19 protein-coding genes are annotated in these 20,350 nt (G+C 72.9%); 13 read left to right on the forward strand and 6 right to left on the reverse strand.

What is annotated here, in order from left to right:
* Positions 1-18: 18 nt before the first annotated feature.
* Complete coding sequence (gene hmgA / locus IG88_RS0115125) at positions 19-1,335, reverse strand: homogentisate 1,2-dioxygenase (protein ID WP_031040368.1); 1,317 nt, start codon at positions 1,333-1,335, stop codon at positions 19-21.
* Between the two features lie 193 nt (positions 1,336-1,528).
* Between hmgA and IG88_RS0115130 the strand changes: the two genes are divergently transcribed.
* The 8 genes from IG88_RS0115130 to IG88_RS0115170 all read left to right on the forward strand — a co-directional run bounded on the left by IG88_RS0115130 (position 1,529) and on the right by IG88_RS0115170 (position 10,666).
* Positions 1,529-2,098 carry a hypothetical protein gene (locus tag IG88_RS0115130; protein ID WP_031040369.1) on the forward strand — a complete coding sequence of 190 codons (570 nt, stop codon included), beginning with the start codon at positions 1,529-1,531 and terminating at the stop codon, positions 2,096-2,098.
* Between the two features lie 103 nt (positions 2,099-2,201).
* Positions 2,202-2,819 carry a TetR/AcrR family transcriptional regulator gene (locus tag IG88_RS0115135; RefSeq protein WP_031040370.1) on the forward strand — a complete coding sequence of 206 codons (618 nt, stop codon included), beginning with the start codon at positions 2,202-2,204 and terminating at the stop codon, positions 2,817-2,819.
* Between the two features lie 177 nt (positions 2,820-2,996).
* On the forward strand, positions 2,997-4,478 hold the full coding sequence (locus IG88_RS0115140; RefSeq protein ID WP_031040372.1) for a CitMHS family transporter: 1,482 nt from the start codon (positions 2,997-2,999) through the stop codon (positions 4,476-4,478).
* A gap of 31 nt (positions 4,479-4,509) precedes the next feature.
* Positions 4,510-5,775, forward strand: coding sequence for an MFS transporter (locus IG88_RS0115145; RefSeq protein ID WP_031040374.1), 1,266 nt, complete (start codon positions 4,510-4,512; stop codon positions 5,773-5,775).
* Complete coding sequence (locus IG88_RS0115150; protein ID WP_420712087.1) at positions 5,772-5,972, forward strand: hypothetical protein; 201 nt, start codon at positions 5,772-5,774, stop codon at positions 5,970-5,972. The genes IG88_RS0115145 and IG88_RS0115150 overlap by 4 nt, the downstream gene beginning before the upstream one ends.
* Before the next feature lie 680 nt (positions 5,973-6,652).
* Positions 6,653-7,990, forward strand: a complete 1,338-nt coding sequence (locus tag IG88_RS0115160) for an ABC transporter ATP-binding protein (RefSeq protein WP_031040378.1) — start codon at positions 6,653-6,655, stop codon at positions 7,988-7,990.
* Positions 7,991-8,136: 146 nt separating this feature from the next.
* A complete protein-coding gene (locus tag IG88_RS0115165) occupies positions 8,137-9,525 on the forward strand; it encodes an aldehyde dehydrogenase family protein (protein ID WP_031040383.1) in 1,389 nt (462 codons plus the stop codon).
* A gap of 43 nt (positions 9,526-9,568) precedes the next feature.
* Positions 9,569-10,666, forward strand: a complete 1,098-nt coding sequence (locus tag IG88_RS0115170) for a Zn-dependent alcohol dehydrogenase (protein ID WP_031040386.1) — start codon at positions 9,569-9,571, stop codon at positions 10,664-10,666.
* A gap of 188 nt (positions 10,667-10,854) precedes the next feature.
* Here IG88_RS0115170 and IG88_RS0115175 read toward each other — a convergent pair whose 3' ends face one another.
* Complete coding sequence (locus IG88_RS0115175; protein ID WP_031040389.1) at positions 10,855-11,568, reverse strand: ArsR/SmtB family transcription factor; 714 nt, start codon at positions 11,566-11,568, stop codon at positions 10,855-10,857.
* A 46-nt stretch (positions 11,569-11,614) separates the two neighbouring features.
* Positions 11,615-12,256 (reverse strand): TetR/AcrR family transcriptional regulator, encoded by a 642-nt coding sequence (locus IG88_RS0115180; RefSeq protein ID WP_031040392.1) that lies wholly within the window; start codon positions 12,254-12,256, stop codon positions 11,615-11,617.
* 103 nt (positions 12,257-12,359) lie between these two features.
* On the opposite strand from IG88_RS0115180, the gene IG88_RS0115185 reads away from it, so the two are divergent.
* From IG88_RS0115185 to IG88_RS0115195, 3 genes are all read left to right on the forward strand, one after another.
* The gene (locus IG88_RS0115185) at positions 12,360-13,511 is read left to right on the forward strand and encodes an acyl-CoA dehydrogenase family protein (protein WP_031040395.1); all 1,152 of its coding nucleotides are present in this window, start codon (positions 12,360-12,362) and stop codon (positions 13,509-13,511) included.
* 61 nt (positions 13,512-13,572) lie between these two features.
* Positions 13,573-13,887, forward strand: a complete 315-nt coding sequence (locus IG88_RS0115190) for a YiaA/YiaB family inner membrane protein (protein WP_030402879.1) — start codon at positions 13,573-13,575, stop codon at positions 13,885-13,887.
* A 60-nt stretch (positions 13,888-13,947) separates the two neighbouring features.
* A complete protein-coding gene (locus IG88_RS0115195) occupies positions 13,948-14,607 on the forward strand; it encodes a TetR/AcrR family transcriptional regulator (protein ID WP_031040398.1) in 660 nt (219 codons plus the stop codon).
* Here IG88_RS0115195 and IG88_RS0115200 read toward each other — a convergent pair.
* Positions 14,598-15,059: a MaoC family dehydratase gene (locus IG88_RS0115200; RefSeq protein ID WP_031040401.1), complete on the reverse strand. Its 462-nt coding sequence runs from the start codon at positions 15,057-15,059 to the stop codon at positions 14,598-14,600. The genes IG88_RS0115195 and IG88_RS0115200 overlap by 10 nt on opposite strands.
* A gap of 110 nt (positions 15,060-15,169) precedes the next feature.
* Here IG88_RS0115200 and soxR point away from each other — a divergent pair, with 110 nt between their 5' ends.
* The gene (gene soxR, locus IG88_RS0115205) at positions 15,170-15,697 is read left to right on the forward strand and encodes a redox-sensitive transcriptional activator SoxR (protein ID WP_051851916.1); all 528 of its coding nucleotides are present in this window, start codon (positions 15,170-15,172) and stop codon (positions 15,695-15,697) included.
* Between the two features lie 146 nt (positions 15,698-15,843).
* On the opposite strand, the gene IG88_RS0115210 is transcribed toward soxR, so the two are convergent.
* Positions 15,844-16,584, reverse strand: a complete 741-nt coding sequence (locus tag IG88_RS0115210) for a 3-keto-5-aminohexanoate cleavage protein (RefSeq protein WP_031040404.1) — start codon at positions 16,582-16,584, stop codon at positions 15,844-15,846.
* A 128-nt stretch (positions 16,585-16,712) separates the two neighbouring features.
* Positions 16,713-17,315: a hypothetical protein gene (locus IG88_RS0115215; RefSeq protein ID WP_031040406.1), complete on the reverse strand. Its 603-nt coding sequence runs from the start codon at positions 17,313-17,315 to the stop codon at positions 16,713-16,715.
* Positions 17,316-17,536: 221 nt separating this feature from the next.
* Between IG88_RS0115215 and IG88_RS0115220 the strand changes: the two genes are divergently transcribed.
* The gene (locus IG88_RS0115220; protein ID WP_031040407.1) at positions 17,537-20,347 is read left to right on the forward strand and encodes a penicillin acylase family protein; all 2,811 of its coding nucleotides are present in this window, start codon (positions 17,537-17,539) and stop codon (positions 20,345-20,347) included.
* Positions 20,348-20,350 lie beyond the last annotated feature (3 nt).

Below are 20,350 nucleotides of genomic sequence, written 5' to 3' on the forward strand. Positions count from 1 at the left end.
GTACCGGTAGGGGAAACCTCAGTGCAAGGGGCGGAAGTGCCGCTCCAGGCCCCGCCACACGTCGTCGTAGCCCTGCTGCAGGTGCTCGGCGCGGGCCGCCTGGGGGGTGAGGGTCACCGGCCACCGCGTCTCGAACATGAACGCCAGTCCGTCGTCGATCCTCTGCGGCTTCAGCTCGGCCGCGCTCGCCCGCTCGAAGGTCTCCCGGTCCGGGCCGTGCGCCGACATCATGTTGTGCAGCGAGCCGCCGCCCGGCACGAAGCCCTCCGCCTTGGCGTCGTAGGCGCCCTCGATCAGGCCCATGTACTCACTCATCACGTTCCGGTGGAAGTACGGCGGCCGGAAGGTGTCCTCGCCCACCAGCCAGCGCGGTGCGAAGACCACGAAGTCCACGCCCGCCAGACCCGGAGTGTCCGACGGGGAGGTGAGCACCGTGAAGATCGACGGGTCCGGGTGGTCGTAGGAGATGGTGCCGATGACGTTGAAACGGCGCAGGTCGTACACGTAGGGCACGTGGTTGCCGTGCCAGGCGACCACGTCGAGCGGGGAGTGGTCGTACTCGGCGGTCCAGAGGTTGCCGCAGAACTTGTTGACCACCTCCACCGGGCCGTCGTCCTCCTCGTAGGCGGCGACCGGCGCCCGGAAGTCGCGGGCGTTGGCCAGGCCGTTGGCGCCGATCGGGCCGAGGTCGGGGAGCTGGAAGGGGGCGCCGTAGTTCTCGCAGACGTAGCCGCGGGCGTCCGCGTCCAGCAGCTCCACGCGGAAGCGGACCCCGCGCGGGACCAGCGCCACGTGGCCCGGCTCGGCGTGCAGCAGTCCGAACTCGGTGCGCAGCAGCAGGCCGCCGCGCTCGGGGACGATCAGCAGCTCGCCGTCGGCGTCGCTGAAGACCCGCTCCATGGAGGCCGTCGCGTGGTACAGGTGCACGGCCATGCCGGTGCGCTGGGCCGCGTCGCCGTTGCCGCCGAGCGTCCACAGCCCCGCGACGAAGTCCGTGCCCGCCCCGGGCTCGGGCAGCGGGTTCCACCGCATCCGGTTCGGGTCCGGCACGGCCTGGTTGAAGGGGGCCGTGCGGATCGCTCCGTTACCCGTACGGGTGAACGCGGGGTGCGCGGCCGAAGGGCGGATCCGGTACAGCCACGAGCGCCGGTTGTGCGCCCTCGGCTCGGTGAACGCGGTGCCGCTGAGTTGCTCCGCGTACAGGCCCAGGGGAGCCCGCTGCGGCGAGTTACGGCCCTCCGGCAGGGCGCCCGCCACGGCCTCCGAGCTGTGCTCGTTGCCGAAACCGGACAGGTAGGCCAGGCCCTCGGCGGTCTTCCGGGTGTCCCCGCTCATCGCTCGCTCCCTCGCAACCCGCATCCTCGCGAACCGATTCCTATGGCACACCGTAGGATTGCGGTTTCCCGTGCGCAAGAGGGCACGTGAGGACTTCCCCGATCCGCTCGTTCCAGGTCGTCCGCCGCGAGGATGACCGGAACCAGACCACCGGGGGATCCGGACTGTCGGAACCGTGTTCTAGTCTCGCGTCATGTCGTGGACGAGAGGAGCGCTCGCCGTGTTCGCGGTCGGCGTCCTGCTGTTGACGGGACCGGCGGCCTGCGACTCCGGTGACGGAGGCGGACCGGAGGCCGGGAGTTCGGCCGGGCCGGTGGGGAAGCTGCTCGACACCACCGACGAGGAGGGCCGGCGCTACCGCGAGGTGGGCGCCGGGCACGCTCCCGAGGTCGGGATCGAGGTGCAGCCCGAGGCCGACGAGAGCTGGGACGTCCGCCTGACCGTCCGCGGCTTCACGTTCTCGCCGGAGGGCACGGAGGGCGAGGCCGCGGCCGGCCGCGGCGTGGCCCGCCTCTTCCTCGACGGCGACCACGTCGCCCGCCTGCGCGGCCCCCGCTACCGCCTGGCCGCCGACCTGGTCCCGCGCGGCACGCACCAGCTCACGGTCCGGCTGTACGCCGACGACGACACCGTCTGGGCCGCCGACGGCGAACCCGTCGAGAGCACGGCGGACATCACGGCCTCGGGCGCCGGGCCCACCGGTGCGACGCAGCCGGAGCAGGCCGGGGGCCGGGACGGCACCGAACTGGCGGCGGACCGGTGAGGGCGGCGGCCGCGACCGCCGGGTGCCCCGGGTACCCGGTCCCGGCAGGCGCCCCCCGGCGTACCGGAGGCCGCGGTTCCCCCGGCCGGTCCCGCAGGGCATCATGAGCACCGTGTCCCACGCGACCCCGCTCCGCCGCGCCCCCGTGCAGCGGCGCAGCGCCGAACGGCTGACCCGGATCCTCGACGCCTGCGCCGACCTCCTCGACGAGGTCGGGTACGACGCCCTCAGCACCCGGGCCGTGGCGCTACGCGCGGAGGTCCCCATCGGCTCGGTGTACCGCTTCTTCGGCAACAAGCGGCAGATGGCCGACGCCCTGGCCCAGCGCAACCTGGAGCGCTACACGGAGCGCGTGACCGAACGGCTGGCCGGGACGGCGGACGGCGGCTGGCGCGGCGCCCTGGACGCCGTACTCGACGAGTACCTGGCGATGAAGCGGACCGCGCCCGGCTTCTCCCTGATCGACTTCGGCAACCAGATCCCCGTCGGCGACCGCCACGCCGTCCCCAACCACCGCGTCGCCGAACGGCTCACCGAACTGCTCTCCGGCTACCTCGGCCGCCGCCCCGACGACGACGTCCGCCGCGTCTTCCTGGTCGCCGTGGAGACCGCCGACGCCCTCGTGCAACTCGCCTTCCGGGTCGCACCGGACGGGGACGAGAAGATCGTCGAAGAGGCGCGCGAGCTGCTGCGGGCGTACCTGGGGCGCGTCCTCGACTGACGGCCGCCCCTGGACGTCACCCAGCCGGCCGCCACGCCGTCACACGGCTGTGACCTGGAGTTCTGCGCTTATTGCTCGCATGTCAACGTCTTGTTAACGCTCCGGCGCGCCACCTAACGTCGCTCGCACCGCCTGCCCCGGTGGGATGTTCAAGGGCGAACGTTAGGTACTCATTTCATGCTGACCATCCTCGGCTTCGCCATGATCGCGACCTTCCTGGTCCTGATCATGATGAAGAAGATGTCGCCGATCGCGGCGCTCGTGCTGATCCCCGCGCTGTTCTGCGTGTTCGTCGGCAAGGGCGCCCATCTGGGCGACTACGTCATCGACGGCGTCTCCAGCCTCGCCCCCACCGCGGCGATGCTCATGTTCGCGATCGTCTACTTCGGTGTGATGATCGATGTCGGCCTCTTCGACCCGATCGTCCGGGCCATCCTGAAGTTCTGCAAGGCCGACCCGATGCGCGTCGTCGTCGGCACGGCGCTGCTCGCCGCGATCGTCTCGCTGGACGGCGACGGCTCCACGACCTTCATGATCACGGTCTCGGCGATGTATCCGCTCTACAAGCGGCTCAAGATGAGCCTGGTGGTGATGACCGGCATCGCCGCCATGGCCAACGGCGTGATGAACACGCTGCCCTGGGGCGGTCCCACCGCCCGCGCCGCCACCGCGCTCAAGGTCGACGCCACCGACATCTTCGTCCCGATGATCCCGGCCCTGGCCGTGGGCCTCGTCGCCGTCGTCGTCCTGGCCTACGTGCTGGGTCTGCGCGAGCGCAGGCGGGTGGGCACGCTGTCGCTGGACGACGCGGTGGTGCGGGAGCCGGGGACGGCGACCGAGTCCGAGACGGTGCTGGTCGGCGCCGGTGCGGCTGCCGGGGCGTCCGGCGGGCGTTCGGGTGCCGGTGCCGGTGCCGGTGCCGGTGCAGGTGCCGGTGCTGCTCGCGGCGGGGCCGGGACGGGCGGTGCCGGCGAGGCGGCCGACGGGGGCGCCGGGGCCGACGCCGGGTCCGACGACTTCCAGGGCCTGGACCCGAACCGGCCCACCCTGCGCCCCAAGCTGTACTGGTTCAACGCGCTGCTCACCGTCGCGCTGCTCACCGCCATGATCATGGAGCTGCTGCCGATCCCGGTCCTCTTCCTGATCGGCGCCGCGCTCGCCCTCACGGTCAACTTCCCGCGGATTCCCGACCAGAAGGCCCGCATCGCGGCCCACGCCGACAACGTCCTCAACGTCTCCGGCATGGTCTTCGCCGCCGCCGTCTTCACCGGCGTCCTCACCGGCACCGGCATGGTCGACCACATGGCCAAGTGGCTCGTGGACATCATCCCCGACGGCATGGGCCCGCAGATGGGCCTGGTCACCGGCCTGCTGAGCCTGCCGCTGACGTACTTCATGTCGAACGACGGCTTCTACTTCGGCGTCCTGCCGGTGCTCGCCGAGGCCGGCCAGGCGCACGGCGTGTCGACCCTGGAGATCGCCCGCGCCTCGATCGTCGGCCAGCCCCTGCACATGTCCAGCCCGCTCGTCCCGGCCGTGTACGTCCTGGTGGGCATGGCCAAGGTCGAGTTCGGCGACCACACGCGGTTCGTGGTGAAGTGGGCCGTCCTGACGAGCCTGGTGATTCTCGCCGCGGGCATCCTGTTCGGCATCATCTGACCGTCACGGACCCTCAGGAAGGAACACCCTCATGGCGCCCGGTGGGAACCGCGGCTGGCTGCTCCGCCTCGTCATCGCCTTCGGCTTCGCGCAGGGGGCGGTGTCGATGGCCCGGCCCGCCGTCTCCTACCGGGCCCTCGCGCTGGGCGCCGACGAACGGGCCGTCGGTGTCATCGCCGGTGTGTACGCGCTGTTGCCGCTGTTCGCCGCCGTTCCGCTGGGGCGGCGCACCGACCACGGCCGCTGTGCGCCGCTGCTGCCCGCCGGGGTGGTGCTCATCGCCGCGGGCTGCGCGCTGAGCGGCGTCGCCGGGTCGCTGTGGGCGATGGCCCTGTGGAGCGGCGTCATGGGCCTCGGGCACCTCTGCTTCGTCATCGGCGCCCAGTCCCTGGTCGCCCGCCAGTCCGCGCCGCACGAACAGGACCGCAACTTCGGCCACTTCACCATCGGCGCCTCGCTCGGCCAGCTCATCGGCCCCATCGCCGCGGGCGCGCTGATCGGGGGCCCCGACATGGCCGGCAGCAGCGCGCTCGCCCTGGTGGTGGCGGGAGCGGGCGCGGCGGTCGCCGTCACGTCGCTGTGGCGCATAGAGCACCCGACGGCGGGCGCCTCGCGCAAGGAGCCGGGCCCGCGCGTGCCCGTGGGGAGCATCCTGCGGGCCCGGGGCGTGCCCGCGGGCATCCTGATCAGCCTCTCCGTGCTCTCCGCGACCGACATCCTCACCGCCTACCTGCCGGTGGTCGGCGAGCACCGCGGGATCTCCCCGGCCGTGATCGGCGTACTGCTCAGCCTGCGGGCCGCCGCCACGATCGCCTGCCGGCTCGTGCTGACGCCCCTGCTGCGGTTGCTCGGCCGCACGGCGCTGCTCACCGTCACGTGTCTGCTGGCCGCCCTGCTGTGCGCCGGGGTCGCGCTGCCGGTGCCGGTGTGGGCGCTGGCCGCGATGCTGGTCGTCCTCGGCTTCTGCCTGGGCGTCGGCCAGCCGCTGTCCATGACGACGGTCGTACAGGCGGCCCCCGACGAGGCGCGTTCCACGGCCCTCGCGCTGCGGCTGACCGGCAACCGTCTCGGCCAGGTCGCCGCACCCGCCGCCGCGGGCCTCGTCGCGGGCGTCGCGGGCGTGGCCGCCCCCTTCGTGATGCTGGGCGGCCTCCTCCTGCTCTCCTCGGGCATAGCGCTGCGGGCCCCTTCGGCGGACGTTGCGGACCGGACGGCCGGCCAACGGGGCCCGGCGGTCGGGCAGGATGACCCGGACCGGACCGACGACCGCCGACGGTGCCGGGAGACGAAGGGATGAGCATGGTGCTGCTCCTTCTGGCCGTGGTGCTGCTCCTCGCCGTGGGCGGCTGCGGCTGCGTCGTGTGGGCGGCCCGCGGCGGCCCGCCCTGGACGCGCGCGGTGGCCGCGGCGACCCTGGCGGCGGGCGAACTGGTGCGGGCGTCCGGCCGTTCCCGCGGCAACCGCACCGGCTCGGGCGACGACTCGGACGGCTGACCGGTCCGTCCCGTCTGCCCAGGCGGGCCGTCTGCCGCGTCTGTCTCTGCGGCCCGTCGGCCCGGTCGGCCTCGTCGGCCCCGTCTGTCCCGTCGGGTCTGCTCCGGTGGCGGCCTGTCTGTTCCCGGTGATCCCTCCGCGATCCGTCTGTCCCGTCTCGGTGGCTCTGTCCGGTCCGGCGACCCTGGCGGCGGGCGAAGGGGTGCGGGCGTCCGGCCGCTCCCGCGGCAACCGCACCGGCTCGGGCGACGACTCGGACGGCTGACCGGTCCGTCCCGTCTGCCCAGGCGGGCCGTCTGTCCCGTCCGCCTCGGCGGGCCGTCTGTCCCGTCCGCCTCGGCGGGCCGTCTGTCCCGTCCGCCTCGGCGGGCCGTCTGTCCCGTCTGTCCCGTCGGGTCGTCTGTCCCCGGCGTCCCCGGCGTCCCCTCCGGCCCCGCTGTCCCGGTGGCCCCGTCCGGCTCGTCGGCTGCTCCGGTGTGGTCGCCTCGTGAGACGTCCCGTGCCCTGAATTCGGTCGTCCGCTTTCTCACCAGTCGGACACCGCACCGAGATGCCGTCCGGTGTCTTCCCCCGCCCGGGCACGGTCCGTTAACTTCCGTGACTCATACGCCCCGTACGACCCGCACGAGGGCGTCCGACCGCGGAGCACCAGCGCTCAGTGAGTCCCCGGGGGCACCTCCATGACACGCGCCATCTCCCTGCACGACGTGAGCAAGACCTACGCGCGGGGCGTCCGCGTGGTGGACCGGCTGTCGCTGGACATCGCGCCGGGCGAGTTCCTCGTCCTGCTCGGACCCTCCGGCTGCGGCAAGTCGACCGTGCTGCGCATGATCGCCGGGCTGGAGGAGATCACCGAGGGGGAGCTGCTGCTGGACGGCGCCCACGCCAACGACCTGCTCCCCGCCGAACGGCGCATGGCGATGGTCTTCCAGAACTTCGCCCTGTACCCCAACATGACCACCCGAGGGAACATCGGCTTCCCGCTCCGCGTCGAGGACCCGCAGGCCGACCACACCGCGCGCGTGGACGCCACCGCCCGGATGCTGGGCATCGAGGACCTGCTCGACCGCCTGCCCGCCCAGCTCTCCGGCGGCGAACGCCAGCGGGTCGCCATGGGGCGGGCCATCTCCCGCCGCCCCACCGCCTTCCTCATGGACGAGCCGCTGTCCAACCTCGACGCCAAGCTCCGCAACCACCTGCGCGCCGAGATCACCCGGCTCACCCGGGAACTGGGCGTCACCACGGTCTACGTCACCCACGACCAGTCCGAGGCCATGTCGCTGGGCGACCGCGTCGCCGTCCTGCGCGGCGGGGTCCTGCAGCAGGTGGACACCCCGCGCGCCGTCTACGCCCTGCCCCGCAACGTCTTCGTCGCCGCCTTCATCGGCACCCCGCGCATCAACCTGCTGCGCGGGGTCGTGCGCGCCCCGCTGGACGGCGCGATGACCATCGGCCTCGGCAAGCAGTACCTGCGCCTGCCCGAACCGCTCTCCCTGGACCACCAGTTGCTCCGCGTCCAGCAGGGCCGCGAGGTGATCGTGGGCCTGCGCTCGGAGGCCGTGCGGATCGCGAAGCCCTCGTCCGCCCGCCCCGGCGAGGTACTGCTCACCGGGCTCGTGGAGCACGTCGAATTCCAGGGCCACGAGGTCCTGGTGCACTTCAACACCGGTTCCCGGCCGGCCCTCGTGCCCGACCTGGAGGCCCCACGCCCCGTCACCCGTCCCGCAGGGCGCCGGCGCCGCGACGGCACGGTCCTGGACCGGCTGAGGGAGAGGGCGGGCGCCCTGCGCGCCGGACCGGTGGTCGTCATGGACGACCCTCCGGAGCCCGGGCCCGCGGTCGCCGCCCCCGACGGCCGCCTGCCCGGGGACCTGATCGTGCGGACCACCCCCGACATCGAGCTCCGCCACGGCATGCAGGTGCCCCTGCTCGTCGACCTCGCCCACCTGTTCGTCTTCGACCAGCACGGCGACCGCATCTGCCCCGCCCCGGCCCGCCTGCCCGACCTGGAGGAGTGATCTGGAGGAGTGATCTGGAGGAGTGATCCCACACCGGTCCCGCACACCGGGAGCGTGAGCCGCGCCACCATCGGGGGAGCCCCTGGTGCCGTAAAACTATCGGCGCTAGTTTGGGGCTGACGACGAGCCCGCCCGGAAGGAACGCGATGAAGGCACACGACGGCATGTACATCGACGGAGCCTGGCGCCCCGCCCACGGCCCGGACACGATCGACGTCGTGAACCCGGCCGACGAGCAGGTGATCGGCCGCGTCCCCGCGGGCAGCGCCCTCGACGTCGACTCCGCCGTACGGGCCGCTCGTGCCGCCCTGCCCGGCTGGGCCGCCACCCCGCCCGCCGAACGCGCCGCACGCCTGGCCGCCCTGCGGGACGTGCTGGTGGCCCGCAAGGACGAGATCGCCGAGACGGTCACCGCGGAACTGGGCTCCCCGCCGAAGCTCTCGCAGGCCGTGCACGCCGCCGTCCCCGTCGCGGTCGCCGGTTCCTACGCCGAACTGGCGGCGACGTACGCCTTCGAGGAGAAGGTCGGCACGTCCGTCGTCCACCACGAACCGGTCGGCGTGGTCGGCGCCATCACCCCCTGGAACTACCCGCTGCACCAGATCGTCGCCAAGGTCGCCCCGGCGCTCGCGGCGGGCTGCACGATCGTGCTCAAGCCCGCCGAGGACACCCCGCTCACCGCCCAGCTCTTCGCCGAGGCGGTGCACGAGGCGGGCGTCCCGGCCGGTGTCTTCAACCTGGTCACCGGCCTCGGCCCGGTCGCGGGCCAGGCGCTCGCCGAACACCCCGGCGTCGACCTGGTCTCCTTCACCGGCTCCACCGCCGTCGGCCGCCGCATCGGCGCCGCCGCGGGCGCCGCCGTCAAGCGCGTCGCCCTCGAACTCGGCGGCAAGTCCGCCAACGTGATCCTCCCGAGCGCCGACCTCGCCAAGGCCGTCAACGTCGGCGTCGCCAACGTGATGTCCAACTCCGGCCAGACATGCAGCGCCTGGACCCGCATGCTCGTCCACCGCGACCAGTACGACGAGGCCGTCTCGCTCGCCGCCGAGGCCGCCGCCAAGTACGGCGACCGGATCGGCCCGCTCGTCAACGCCAAGCAGCGGGACCGGGTGCGCGGTTACATCGACAAGGGCGTCGCCGAGGGCGCGCGTCTGGTCGCGGGCGGACCCGAAGCCCCGCGTGAACAGGGGTATTTCGTCAGTCCGACGGTCTTCGCCGACGTGACCGAGGAGATGACGATCGCCCAGGAGGAGATCTTCGGGCCGGTCCTGTCCATCCTGCGCTACGAGGACGAGGACGACGCCCTGCGCATCGCCAACGGCACGGTCTACGGCCTCGCCGGCGCCGTCTGGGCCGGGGACGAGGCCGAAGCGGTCGCCTTCGCCCGCCGCATGGAGACCGGGCAGGTCGACATCAACGGCGGCCGGTTCAACCCGCTGGCGCCCTTCGGGGGCTACAAGCAGTCGGGCGTGGGCCGCGAACTGGGCGCCCACGGCCTCGCCGAGTACCTCCAGACCAAGTCCCTCCAGTTCTAGGCACCGTCGCCCGCTTCTGGCCCGTAGGGGAGCCGTCCACGTCATGAGCGTCCGTACCGCAGTCCGCGCCGCCGTCGTACCGGCCGTCGGCGCCCCGTTGGAGGTCACCGGCATCGAGCTGCCCGAACCCGGTCCCGGCCGGGTCCGGGTGAAGCTCGCCGCCGCCGGCGTCTGCCACTCCGACCTGTCCCTGTCCAACGGCACCATGCGCGTGCCGCTGCCCGCCGTCCTCGGCCACGAGGGCGCCGGCACCGTCGTCGCCGTCGGCGAGGGCGTCACTCACGTCGCGCCCGGCGACGCGGTCGTCCTCAACTGGGCCCCGTCCTGCGGCGCCTGTCACGCCTGCTCGCTCGGCGAGGTCTGGCTGTGCGCGAACGCCCTGGCCGGCGCCGCCGACGTGCACGCCCGCCGCGCCGACGACGGCACCGACCTCCACCCCGGCCTGAACGTCGCCGCGTTCGCCGAGGAGACGGTCGTGTCCGCGTCCTGCCTCCTGCCCGCCCCCGAGGGCATCCCCCTCACCGAGGCCGCGCTGCTCGGCTGCGCCGTCCTCACCGGCTACGGCGCCGTCCACCACTCGGCGAAGGTCCGCCAGGGCGAGACGGTCGCGGTCTTCGGCGCCGGGGGAGTGGGCCTCGCCACCCTCCAGGCGGCCCGGATCGCGGGCGCGTCGAAGATCGTCGCGGTCGACGTGTCCCCCGAGAAGGAGCAACTGGCCCGCGCCGCCGGCGCCACCGACTACCTCCTCGCCTCCGACACCACCGCCCGCGAGATCCGCGCCCTCACCGGCAAGCAGGGCGTCGACGTCGCCGTCGAGTGCGTCGGCCGCGCGGCCACCGTCCGCACGGCCTGGGAGTCCACCCGGCGGGGCGGCCGCACCACGGTCGTCGGCATCGGCGGCAAGGACCAGCAGGTCACCTTCAACGCCCTGGAGATCTTCCACTGGGGCCGCACCCTGTCCGGCTGCGTCTACGGCAACGCCGACCCCGCCCGCGACCTCCCGGCCCTCGCCGGACACGTGCGCGCCGGCCGCCTCGACCTCGGCGCCCTGGTCACGGAACGCATCTCCCTGGACGGCATCCCGGCGGCCTTCGAGAACATGCTGGCGGGCAAGGGCGGAAGGGCCCTGGTGGTGTTCTAGCCATCCGGCGGCTCCGGCGGCCCCTGGTCCAGGGGCGGCGGGAGGGAAGGGTGAGGGGTGCCCACCGTGCTCCTGTAGGTCGAAGGCGGAGACGGACGTGCGCCGGCGGTTCTCGGACCGCGTGCCGGTGCCGGTGGCGGTGGCGGCGGCGGTGCCGGTGCGGTGCGGGGGCGGGGCGGGGGCGGCGCTCAGCGCAGCGTCGCCGCGCGGATGCCCAGCAGTTCGGACAGCGCCCGCTCACCCGCCGGCGTCACCTTCACCGCCCGCTCCGAGCCGATGCGCACGCACCAGCCCGTGTCCAGGGCGTGCCGGCACAGGGCGGCGCCCGCCACGCCCGCGAGGTGCGGGCGGCGCTCCGTCCAGTCGAGGCAGGCCCGGGCCAGCGGCCGGCGACCGGTGGGCCGCAGCATGATCCCGGTGGCCTCGAACCAGCCGAGGCCCGCGTCCGTGAGCGCGAAGCCGGTGTCCTGGCGCAGCAGCCCGCGCCCGGTCAGCGCGTCGGTCACCGCGATGCCGAGCCGCCCGGCGAGATGGTCGTAACAGGTGCGCCCCCGGGCCATGGCGGACCCGGCGCTCGACGCCCGCAGGGTGCGCGGACGCCGGGTGGCGGCCTCGGGTGCGACCTGGGCCGCCAGGTCCTCCACGAGCTGCGCGACCCGGTCGTCGGCCAGCCGCACGTACCGGTGCCGCCCCTGCCGTTCCTCGGCCAGCAGCCCGCCCGCGACGAGCTTGCCCAGGTGCTCGCTGAGCGTCGACGCGGCGACCCCGGCGTGCCGGGCCAGCTCACCGGCGGTCCACGCCCGGCCGTCCAGCAGGGCCAGCAGACAGGCGGCGCGCGTCTCGTCGGCGATCAGCCCGGCCAGCCGGGCGAGGCCGGATGCCTCGGCGTCCCTCTCGGTCATGCGTCCAGGATGCGGCACGGACACTTCGGCGGGCGCCGAAGCATGCTCAGGCGCCCTCGGCGACCTGCGCGTACTGCTGCGCCAGCCCGTCCAGCAGCGCCGTGAGGCCGGTCTCGAAAGCCCGCTCGTCGATCTTCTCCTGCTGCTCGGCCAGGAGATGGGCCTGCTGGAGGTGCGGGTAGTCGGCGGGGTCGTAGGCACCGGCGTCGTCCACGAAGCCGCCGGCGAAGGAACCGAGCGCCGAGCCCATGATGAAGTACCGCATCAGCGCGCCGATGGACGTCGCCTGCGCCGGGGGCCAGCCCGCGCGGACCATCGCGCCGTAGACGGCGTCCGCGAGGTGCAGCGCGGCCGGGCGGCGGCCGGGGCCGTGCGCGAGGACCGGGACGATGTTCGGGTGGTCGCGCAGGGCCGCCCGGTAGGAGACGGCCCAGTCGTGCAGCGCGGTCCGCCATTCCCGCCCGTCCTCGAACATCGACAGGTCGACCTGCGCGCTCACCGAGTCGGCGACGGCCTCCAGGATCTCGTCCTTGGTGCGGAAGTGGTTGTAGAGCGAGGGCCCGCTGACGCCCAGTTCCGCGGCGAGCCGGCGCGTGGAAACGGCCGCGAGGCCCTCCGCGTCCACCAGCGCGCGGGCCGTCTCGACGATCCGGTCGGTGCTGAGCAGGGGCTTGCGCGGTCGGGCCATGGCGCACATAGTAGGGCTGCGAGCAGAAACTAGCAGTGCTAATTTAAATGTACGGCTTTCAAGCTACCGCTTCGGCAATCTCTTTCCTGTGGGGTGACTCGGCATGAACCTGGAGCTCAGCGAGGAGCAGACCGCCGTACGGCGGCTCGCCCGGGACTTCGTGGCCCGGGAGATCGCCCCGCACGTCGTCGCGTGGGACCGTGCCGAGGAGGTGGACCGGGGCATCGTGAAGAAGCTCGGCGAGGTCGGCTTCCTCGGGCTCACGATCGACGAGGAGTACGGCGGCAGCGGCGGCGACCACCTCGCGTACTGCCTGGTCACCGAGGAACTGGGGCGCGGTGACAGCTCCGTGCGCGGCATCGTGTCCGTCTCCCTCGGGCTGGTCGCCAAGACCGTCGCGGCCTGGGGGAGCGAGGAGCAGAAGCGGCGCTGGCTGCCCGGCCTCACCTCGGGCGCGTACGTCGGCTGCTTCGGCCTCACCGAGCCCGGCACCGGCTCGGACGCCGGCAGCCTGTCCACCCGCGCGGTGCGCGACGGCGACGACTACGTGATCAACGGCACCAAGACCTTCATCACCAACGGCACCTGGGCCGACGTCGTCCTGCTCTTCGCCCGCTCCACCGACGCGCCCGGCCACAAGGGCGTCTCCGCCTTCCTCGTGCCCACCGACACGCCCGGCCTGAGCCGCCGCACGATCCACGGCAAGCTCGGGCTGCGCGGCCAGGCCACCGCCGAACTGGTCCTGGACGGCGTCCGGGTCCCCGCCTCCGCGATGCTCGCCCCCGAGGGCAAGGGCTTCTCGGTCGCCATGTCGGCTCTCGCCAAGGGGCGGATGTCGGTCGCGGCGGGCTGCGTCGGCATAGCCCAGGCCGCCCTGGACGCGGCCGTCGCGTACGCGGGGGAGCGCGAGCAGTTCGGGAAGACGATCGCCCACCACCAACTGGTGCAGGAGCTGATCAGCGACATCGCCCTCGACGTGGACGCGGCCCGGCTGCTGACCTGGCGGGTCGCCGACCTGATCGACCGCGGGCAGCCCTTCGCCGTCGAGTCCTCCAAGGCCAAGCTCTTCGCCTCCGAGGCCGCCGTCCGCGCCGCCAACAACGCCCTCCAGGTCTTCGGGGGCTACGGCTACATCGACGAGTTCCCGGCCGGCAAACTGCTGCGCGACGCCCGCGTGATGACTCTCTACGAGGGCACCAGCCAGATCCAGAAGCTCGTCATCGGGCGTGCGCTGACCGGAGTTTCGGCGTTCTGAGTACGCGACCTGAGTATCTCGGCGGATGTGGCCGGCGCCACATCCGCCGACCCTTGTCCCCATGAGTGACACACCGGTCAAGCAGCAGAACACGGCCGCCTTCTACGGACAGGCCGTCGCCTCCTTCTCGGTCGCCATGGCCGCCACCGCCATCGGCATCTACCGGCTCCAGGCCGACGCCTGGGTGCGGGCGTTCCTTGCCATCGCGGTCCTCTACCTCGTCACCTCGGCCTTCACGCTGGCCAAGATCATCCGGGACCGGCAGGAGGTCGGCCAGATAGTGAGCCGGGTGGACCAGGCCCGCCTCGACAAGATCCTCGTCGAGCACGACCCCTTCCAGAAGCCGGGCGGCACCCCCGCGGGCCAGCGCCCCTAAGCGATCGCTCACCTTCGGCGGTATGGTGGTGCTCCTGTCACCGAGAGGGGCGAACGAGCGATGAGTACGGCGGCCGAGACGATGGGCGGCGACATCGAGCCGTGGGAAGAGGTCACGCCTGACGCGGCCCGGCGGCTCCTGGTCGCCGCAGTGGAGGCCTTCGCCGAGCGCGGGTACCACGCGACCACGACCCGCGACATCGCCGGGCGGGCCGGCATGAGCCCGGCCGCGCTCTACATCCACTACAAGACCAAGGAAGAGCTGCTCCACCGCATCAGCCGCATCGGCCACACCCGGGCGGTGGACATCCTCCGCTCCGCGGCCCGGGGGGAGGGCGCCGCGACCGAGCGGCTCGCCGACGCCGTGAGCTCCTTCGTCCGCTGGCACGCAGGGCGGCGCACGACGGCGCGGGTCGTGCAGTACGAACTGGACGCGCTCGGCCCCGAGGCCCGCGAGGAGATCCTCGCGCTCCGCCGGCAGTGCGACGCCGCGGTGCGCGGCATCATCGACGACGGCGTGGCGACGGGCGAGTTCGACGTTCCGGACGTCAAGGGCACGACGCTGGCCGTGCTGTCGCTCTGCATCGACGTGGCCCGCTGGTTCAACGTCAACGGCCCCCGCACGCCCGACGAGATCGGCGCGCTCTACGCCGACCTCGTACTGCGGATGGTGGGGGCCGAACCCCCGGAGGCCGGACCCTCCGGGGCGGCTCAGAGGTAGTAGCGGGAGACCGACTCGGCGACGCACACCGGCTTGTCGCCGCCCTCGCGTTCCACCGTGAAGGCGACGCTCACCTGGATCCCGCCCTTGACGTCCTCCACGCCGGTGATCGTCGCCGTGGCGCGCAGCCGCGAGCCGACCGGCACGGGGGAGGGGAAACGGACCTTGTTGGTGCCGTAGTTGACGCCCATCTTCACGCCCTCGACCTGGATGAGCTGCGGTCCGAAGAGCGGGAGCAGCGACAGGGTCAGGTAGCCGTGCGCGATCGTGCCGCCGAACGGGCCCGCGGCCGCCCGCTCCGGGTCCACGTGGATCCACTGGTGGTCCCCGGTCGCCTCGGCGAACAGATCGATCCGCTTCTGGTCGACCTCCACCCAGTCGCTGTACCCGAGCTGCTCGCCCACCGCCGCCTTCACCTCGTCGGCGGACGCGAAGATCCTCGGCTCTGCCATGTCCCGGCCTCCCAAGTCGCACTGATTGACTAAGCAACTGCTTAGCATGGTGGCCCGAGGAGTCCCTGTCAACGGACCGCACGGGTGAGCGGGTCGGTAGGGTTCGAGGGGTGCCTCAGATTCCCGAGAAGATCCAAGAGCTCACGGTCGGCCAGCTCGCCGCGCGCAGCGGTGCCGCCGTCTCCGCCCTGCACTTCTACGAGTCCAAGGGCCTGATTCACAGCCGCCGCACCTCGGGCAACCAGCGCCGCTTCAGTCGTGACGCGCTGCGCCGGGTCGCCTTCGTCCGCGCGGCGCAGCGGGTCGGCATCCCGCTGGCCACGATCCGCGAGGCGCTCGCCGAACTGCCGGAGGGGCGCACGCCCACCGCGGACGACTGGGCCCGGCTCTCCGCGTCCTGGTGTTCCGAACTGGACGAGCGCATCAAGCAGCTCAACCGGCTGCGCGACCACCTCACCGACTGCATCGGCTGCGGCTGCCTCTCCCTGGAGACCTGCGTCCTGTCCAACCCCGACGACGTCTTCGGCGAACGCCGGGCCGGCTCCCGGCTGCTCGTGGAGCGCCGGGCCTCGGCCGCGGCCGGTGGTTCGGGGGCGGGTCCTGCCCGGGGGCGGGGGGCTGGGTGCTGCGGGGACTGATGCTGCGGTGGTGCCGGGGTGGGGCCGGGTCCTCGGTGTCGTCGGGTGCGGCTGAAGTGCGCTGACAGCGGCTCAGGGCGGGCCCCGTCCGGGGGCGGGCTGTGGGAGGGGCTGACGCTCCGGTGGCCCGGAGCGCGGTCCGGGGTTCAGGCGCCGCCGCGGGCCGCCGCAGTCCACTCCCGCACCGCCGCCGTGACCAGTTCGGCGTTCGAGGCGGCCCGGCTGCCGTCGGGCAGGAACAGGCTGTCCTCCAGGCCGGTCCGGGTCGCCAGGCCCAGCCGGCCGGCCAGCCGCAGCACCGGCCAGGCCCCGCCGTCCTCACCGTGCAACAGGACGGGGCGCCCGTGAGCCGCGCCGAGCCCGGCCAGCAGGACGCGCGCCGAGCCGGGCGCGGTCGCCGGGTCGGTGTCCGTGACCTCCGCCAGGACACGCAGCACCCTCGGCGCGAGGGGCGAGCGCAGGAACCGGGCCGCCCCGTCCGTGCCGGACCAGATCCCCGCCTCCACCGCCACCCCGCGTTCGAGCAGCGCCGCGGCGGTCTCCTCGGCGCCCGGCTCGTGCCAGTTGACCGACGCGTGGTCGGGCAGGACCGTCCAGCTCCGGATCCGCGCCACCCGGGCCGCGGGGCCGCCGGGTTCGGCCCAGGCGCCCGTCGTGACTCCGACCGGCACCCCGGCGGGCAGCCGTGCCCGCATCGCCTCCAGGACCGCCGCGAGGACGCGCGGCGACAACGTGTCCCGCCCGCACGGCGTCTTCGGGTGGACGTGGACGTCCGTGGCCCCGGCGGCGACCGCTTCGGCCGCCGAGTCCGCCAGCGCGTCCGGCGACAGCGGAACCACCGCGCCGTCGGCGGGTCCCCGCGCCCCGTTCACACACACCTGCACCATTCCCCCATGGTGCCGGGCACCACCGACAGCGCCCCGCGGACCCGTGCCGTACCGGCCACCGGGAGTGCGGCACCCCCACGGCAACCCGGGCGCACTCCTGACGCACCCCGGCGCACTCCCGAGGCCGGCTACGCCGACATCAGCAGCCGGCCCCGCCGGGCGTCCGCCCGCGCTTCCGGGGTCAGGACGGGACGCGGTACGAGGATCCCGCAGTCCGTGCAGACGGGGCCCGACGAAGGCTCGTGGTCCAGGCCGTACTTCCAGGCGAGGCGCTCCCCGTCGCACACCGGGCACACCGACCCCGGCTCGCGCTCCAGCGCCGAGATGAGCCGGCGCAGCACCTCGGCCAGCGGCCCGTCGGGGTGGACCCGGGGGTCGTCGCACCAGGCCACGCCGAACCCGCCCCAGGTCAGCCGGTGCCAGTCGTCCACGCTGCCCGGCCTGCGCAGCCCGTCGTGCTTCTCCTTCCTGCGCCGCTCGGCGAAGGCGACCTCGTAGGCCAGCCACACCGAACGCGCCTCCTCCAGCTCCTCCAGTGCGGCCACGAGCCGCGCTGGGTCGGGGGAGCGGTCCTCGGGACCGAACCCGGCCCGGGAGCAGAGATGGTCCCAGGTCGCCCTGTGCCCATAAGGGGCAAAACGCTCAAGGCACTTGCGCAGCGAATAGCGCCGCAGCGCCAGATCGCACCGTGGATCGCGGACCTGTCTCGCCAGACTTCGGAAACCGGCCATCGTCCTGCACCTCCGTCACACCTGCACCTGCACTCCGGTCACTTCGGCGTCGTCGTACGGACGTCGCCGAATAGACGTATCGACAACCGATTCGGCTCCATCCGATTTCCGATGCCTTCCATCAGCCGATCCGCCCGCTGGAAAAAGTGACGCATGTTCATCTTCCAACTCGGGGATACCGGCGGTAACGTCCCGCCCCACCCCCGTCGAGAGGAGCTGCCATGTCACGGCGCACCCCACGCAACGCCCTCGACAGACTGAGAACTCCCCGCGGTCTCCACGGGTTCCTGAAGACCGCATCCGTATGCGCGCTCATTGCCGGAGTTTTGTCACCGCTTTCCCCGGCCATGGCCGCCGGGACCGGGTCCGCCGAGGTCGCGGCCGTCGAAGCCGCCGCCAACGACCACTGCGGCGGGCAGTGTTCCGACATCCTGCCGCCCGGTCAGAACGGCAACGCGACCCTCGCCGAGATCCTCCTCAACCAGGCGTTCGGCACCCAGCCCGCGCACGCCGAGGACCAGCTCGGCCCCTACGCCAAGCTCGCCACCGGGTACCAGGGCCTGAGCAACGACAAGATCAACACCTTCTTCAACGACGCCTCCTTCGGCGTCCCGGACGGCCAGGCCGCCTCCACCGTGCGCCCCGCCGGACGCGACGACGTGACCATCGTCCGCGACAAGAAGACCGGCGTGCCGCACATCACCGGCACCACCCGCTACGGCACCGAGTTCGGCGCCGGTTACGCCGCCGCCCAGGACCGGCTGTGGCTCATGGACCTCTTCCGGCACGTCGGACGCGGCCAGTTGACCCCCTTCGCGGGCGGCGCCCCCGCCAACCAGGGCCTGGAGCAGCAGTTCTGGCGCAGCGCCCCCTACACCGAGGCCGACCTGGAGGCGCAGATCGAGAGCGCCGCCGCCAAGTCCGGCGAGCGCGGCAAACTCGCCCTCGCGGACGTGGACGCCTACGTCGCCGGGGTCAACGCCTACATCGACGCCTCCGACAAGGGCCGCTACTTCCCCGGCGAGTACGTCCTGACCGGCCACAAGGACGCCATCACCAACGCCGGCACCATCGAGCACTTCAAGCGCTCCGACCTCATCGCGCTGGCCTCCGTCATCGGTTCCCTCTTCGGTGCCGGAGGCGGCGGCGAGGTCAACAACGCGCTCTCCCTCCTCGCCGCCCAGGAGAAGTACGGCGTCGCCGAGGGCACCAAGGTCTGGGAGTCCTTCCGCCAGCGCAACGACCCCGAGGCCGTCCTCACCCAGCAGGACGGCAGCTTCCCGTACCTGCCCACCCCGGACGACCCGCAGGGCCGCGCCCTGCCCGACGCCGGGTCGGTCCAGGCGGAACCGCTGGTTTACGACCGTACGGGCAGCGCCGGGGCGGCGGGCGCGACCGGTGCCTCCGCCAAGGCCGCGGACGCGGCGGTGACCTCGGCACGGCGCGGCATGTCCAACGCCCTCGTCGTCAGCGGCGAGCACACCGCGAGCGGTCACCCGGTCGCCGTCTTCGGGCCCCAGACCGGCTACTTCGCCCCGCAGTTGCTCATGCTCCAGGAGATCCAGGGCCCCGGCATCAGCGCCCGCGGCGCCTCCTTCGCGGGCCTGAGCATGTACGTCGAACTCGGCCGCGGCCAGGACTACGCCTGGAGCGCGACCACCTCGGGCCAGGACATCATCGACACCTACGCCGTCGAGCTGTGCCAGGACGACTACCACTACCTCTACCGCGGCACCTGCACGCCCATGGAGAAGGTCGAGCGGCGCAACGCCTGGAAGCCGACCGTCGCCGACTCCACCGCGGCCGGCTCCTACACGATGCGCGTCTGGCGCACCAAGTACGGCCCCGTCGAGTCCCGCGCCACGGTCGGCGGCAAGAAGGTCGCCTACACCACCCTGCGCTCCTCCTACCTCCACGAGGCCGACTCCATCATCGGCTTCCAGATGCTGAACGACCCCGACTACCTCAACAGCCCGGAGCGCTTCCAGAGCGCCGTCCAGCACATCAACTACACCTTCAACTGGTTCTACGCCGACTCCGAGCACACCGCGTACTACAACAGCGGCGACAACCCGGTGCGCGCGGACGGCGTCGACGCCGAGTTCCCGGTCTGGGCGCGGCAGGCGTACGAGTGGCAGGGCTGGGACCCGGCCGACAACACCGCCCGGTACACCGGCGCGTCCGCCCACCCGCAGTCGGTCGACCAGGACTACTACGTCTCCTGGAACAACAAGCAGGCCAAGGACTACCCGGCCGCCTCCTGGGGCAACGGCTCCGTCCACCGCGGCAACCTCCTCGACGACCGCGTGAAGGCGCTGGTCGCCCAGGGCGGCGTCACCCGCACCGCGCTGGTCAAGGCCATGGCCGAGGCGGGCCTCGCCGACCTGCGCGCCGAGGACGTCCTGCCCGGCCTGCTGAAGGTGGTCGAGTCGGCGCCGGTGACCGACCCGGCGGCGAGGACGGCGGTGGACGGACTGAAGGCATGGCTGTCGCAGGGCGGCGGCCTGCGCACGGAGACCTCGGCGGGCTCGAAGAAGTACGCGCACGCCGACGCGATCCGCACCCTGGACGCCTGGTGGCCGCTGCTGGTGAAGGCCGAGTTCGAACCGGGCCTCGGCAGCGACCTGTACACCGCCTTCACCCGCAACCTGCCCGTCGACGAGTCCCCCTCCGCCGCCCACGGCCCGACCGGCGCCCACGCCGGCAGCGCCTTCCAGTACGGCTGGTGGAGCTATGTCGACAAGGACATCCGGTCCGTGCTCGGCGAGTCCGTCAAGGGCCCGCTCGCGCACGCCTACTGCGGCGACGGCGACCTCGCCGCCTGCCGGAACACCCTGGTGTCCACCCTGAAGGAGGCGGCGGGCCGCACGGCCGCCCAGGTCTACCCCGGCGACGAGAACTGTTCGGCGGGAGACCAGTGGTGCGCCGACTCGGTGATCCACCGCACCCTCGGCGGCGTCAAGCACGGCGGCATCGGCTGGCAGAACCGGCCGACCTACCAGCAGGTCGTGGAGTTCACGTCCCACCGGTGACCG

Origin of the sequence: Streptomyces sp. NRRL F-5650, assembly GCF_000721365.1 — a bacterium.
GTDB lineage: Bacteria > Actinomycetota > Actinomycetes > Streptomycetales > Streptomycetaceae > Streptomyces > Streptomyces ardesiacus.

What these genes read in the sequence shown, in the direction of transcription:
- hmgA (WP_031040368.1), bottom strand. Translation starts at nt 1,335, where the DNA reads ATGAGCGGGGACACCCGGAAGACCGCCGAGGGCCTGGCCTACCTGTCC.
- IG88_RS0115130 (WP_031040369.1), top strand. Translation starts at nt 1,529, where the DNA reads ATGTCGTGGACGAGAGGAGCGCTCGCCGTGTTCGCGGTCGGCGTCCTG.
- IG88_RS0115135 (WP_031040370.1), top strand. Translation starts at nt 2,202, where the DNA reads ATGAGCACCGTGTCCCACGCGACCCCGCTCCGCCGCGCCCCCGTGCAG.
- IG88_RS0115140 (WP_031040372.1), top strand. Translation starts at nt 2,997, where the DNA reads ATGCTGACCATCCTCGGCTTCGCCATGATCGCGACCTTCCTGGTCCTG.
- IG88_RS0115145 (WP_031040374.1), top strand. Translation starts at nt 4,510, where the DNA reads ATGGCGCCCGGTGGGAACCGCGGCTGGCTGCTCCGCCTCGTCATCGCC.
- IG88_RS0115150 (WP_420712087.1), top strand. Translation starts at nt 5,772, where the DNA reads ATGAGCATGGTGCTGCTCCTTCTGGCCGTGGTGCTGCTCCTCGCCGTG.
- IG88_RS0115160 (WP_031040378.1), top strand. Translation starts at nt 6,653, where the DNA reads ATGACACGCGCCATCTCCCTGCACGACGTGAGCAAGACCTACGCGCGG.
- IG88_RS0115165 (WP_031040383.1), top strand. Translation starts at nt 8,137, where the DNA reads ATGAAGGCACACGACGGCATGTACATCGACGGAGCCTGGCGCCCCGCC.
- IG88_RS0115170 (WP_031040386.1), top strand. Translation starts at nt 9,569, where the DNA reads ATGAGCGTCCGTACCGCAGTCCGCGCCGCCGTCGTACCGGCCGTCGGC.
- IG88_RS0115175 (WP_031040389.1), bottom strand. Translation starts at nt 11,568, where the DNA reads ATGACCGAGAGGGACGCCGAGGCATCCGGCCTCGCCCGGCTGGCCGGG.
- IG88_RS0115180 (WP_031040392.1), bottom strand. Translation starts at nt 12,256, where the DNA reads ATGGCCCGACCGCGCAAGCCCCTGCTCAGCACCGACCGGATCGTCGAG.
- IG88_RS0115185 (WP_031040395.1), top strand. Translation starts at nt 12,360, where the DNA reads ATGAACCTGGAGCTCAGCGAGGAGCAGACCGCCGTACGGCGGCTCGCC.
- IG88_RS0115190 (WP_030402879.1), top strand. Translation starts at nt 13,573, where the DNA reads ATGAGTGACACACCGGTCAAGCAGCAGAACACGGCCGCCTTCTACGGA.
- IG88_RS0115195 (WP_031040398.1), top strand. Translation starts at nt 13,948, where the DNA reads ATGAGTACGGCGGCCGAGACGATGGGCGGCGACATCGAGCCGTGGGAA.
- IG88_RS0115200 (WP_031040401.1), bottom strand. Translation starts at nt 15,059, where the DNA reads ATGGCAGAGCCGAGGATCTTCGCGTCCGCCGACGAGGTGAAGGCGGCG.
- IG88_RS0115210 (WP_031040404.1), bottom strand. Translation starts at nt 16,584, where the DNA reads ATGGTGCAGGTGTGTGTGAACGGGGCGCGGGGACCCGCCGACGGCGCG.
- IG88_RS0115215 (WP_031040406.1), bottom strand. Translation starts at nt 17,315, where the DNA reads ATGGCCGGTTTCCGAAGTCTGGCGAGACAGGTCCGCGATCCACGGTGC.
- IG88_RS0115220 (WP_031040407.1), top strand. Translation starts at nt 17,537, where the DNA reads ATGTCACGGCGCACCCCACGCAACGCCCTCGACAGACTGAGAACTCCC.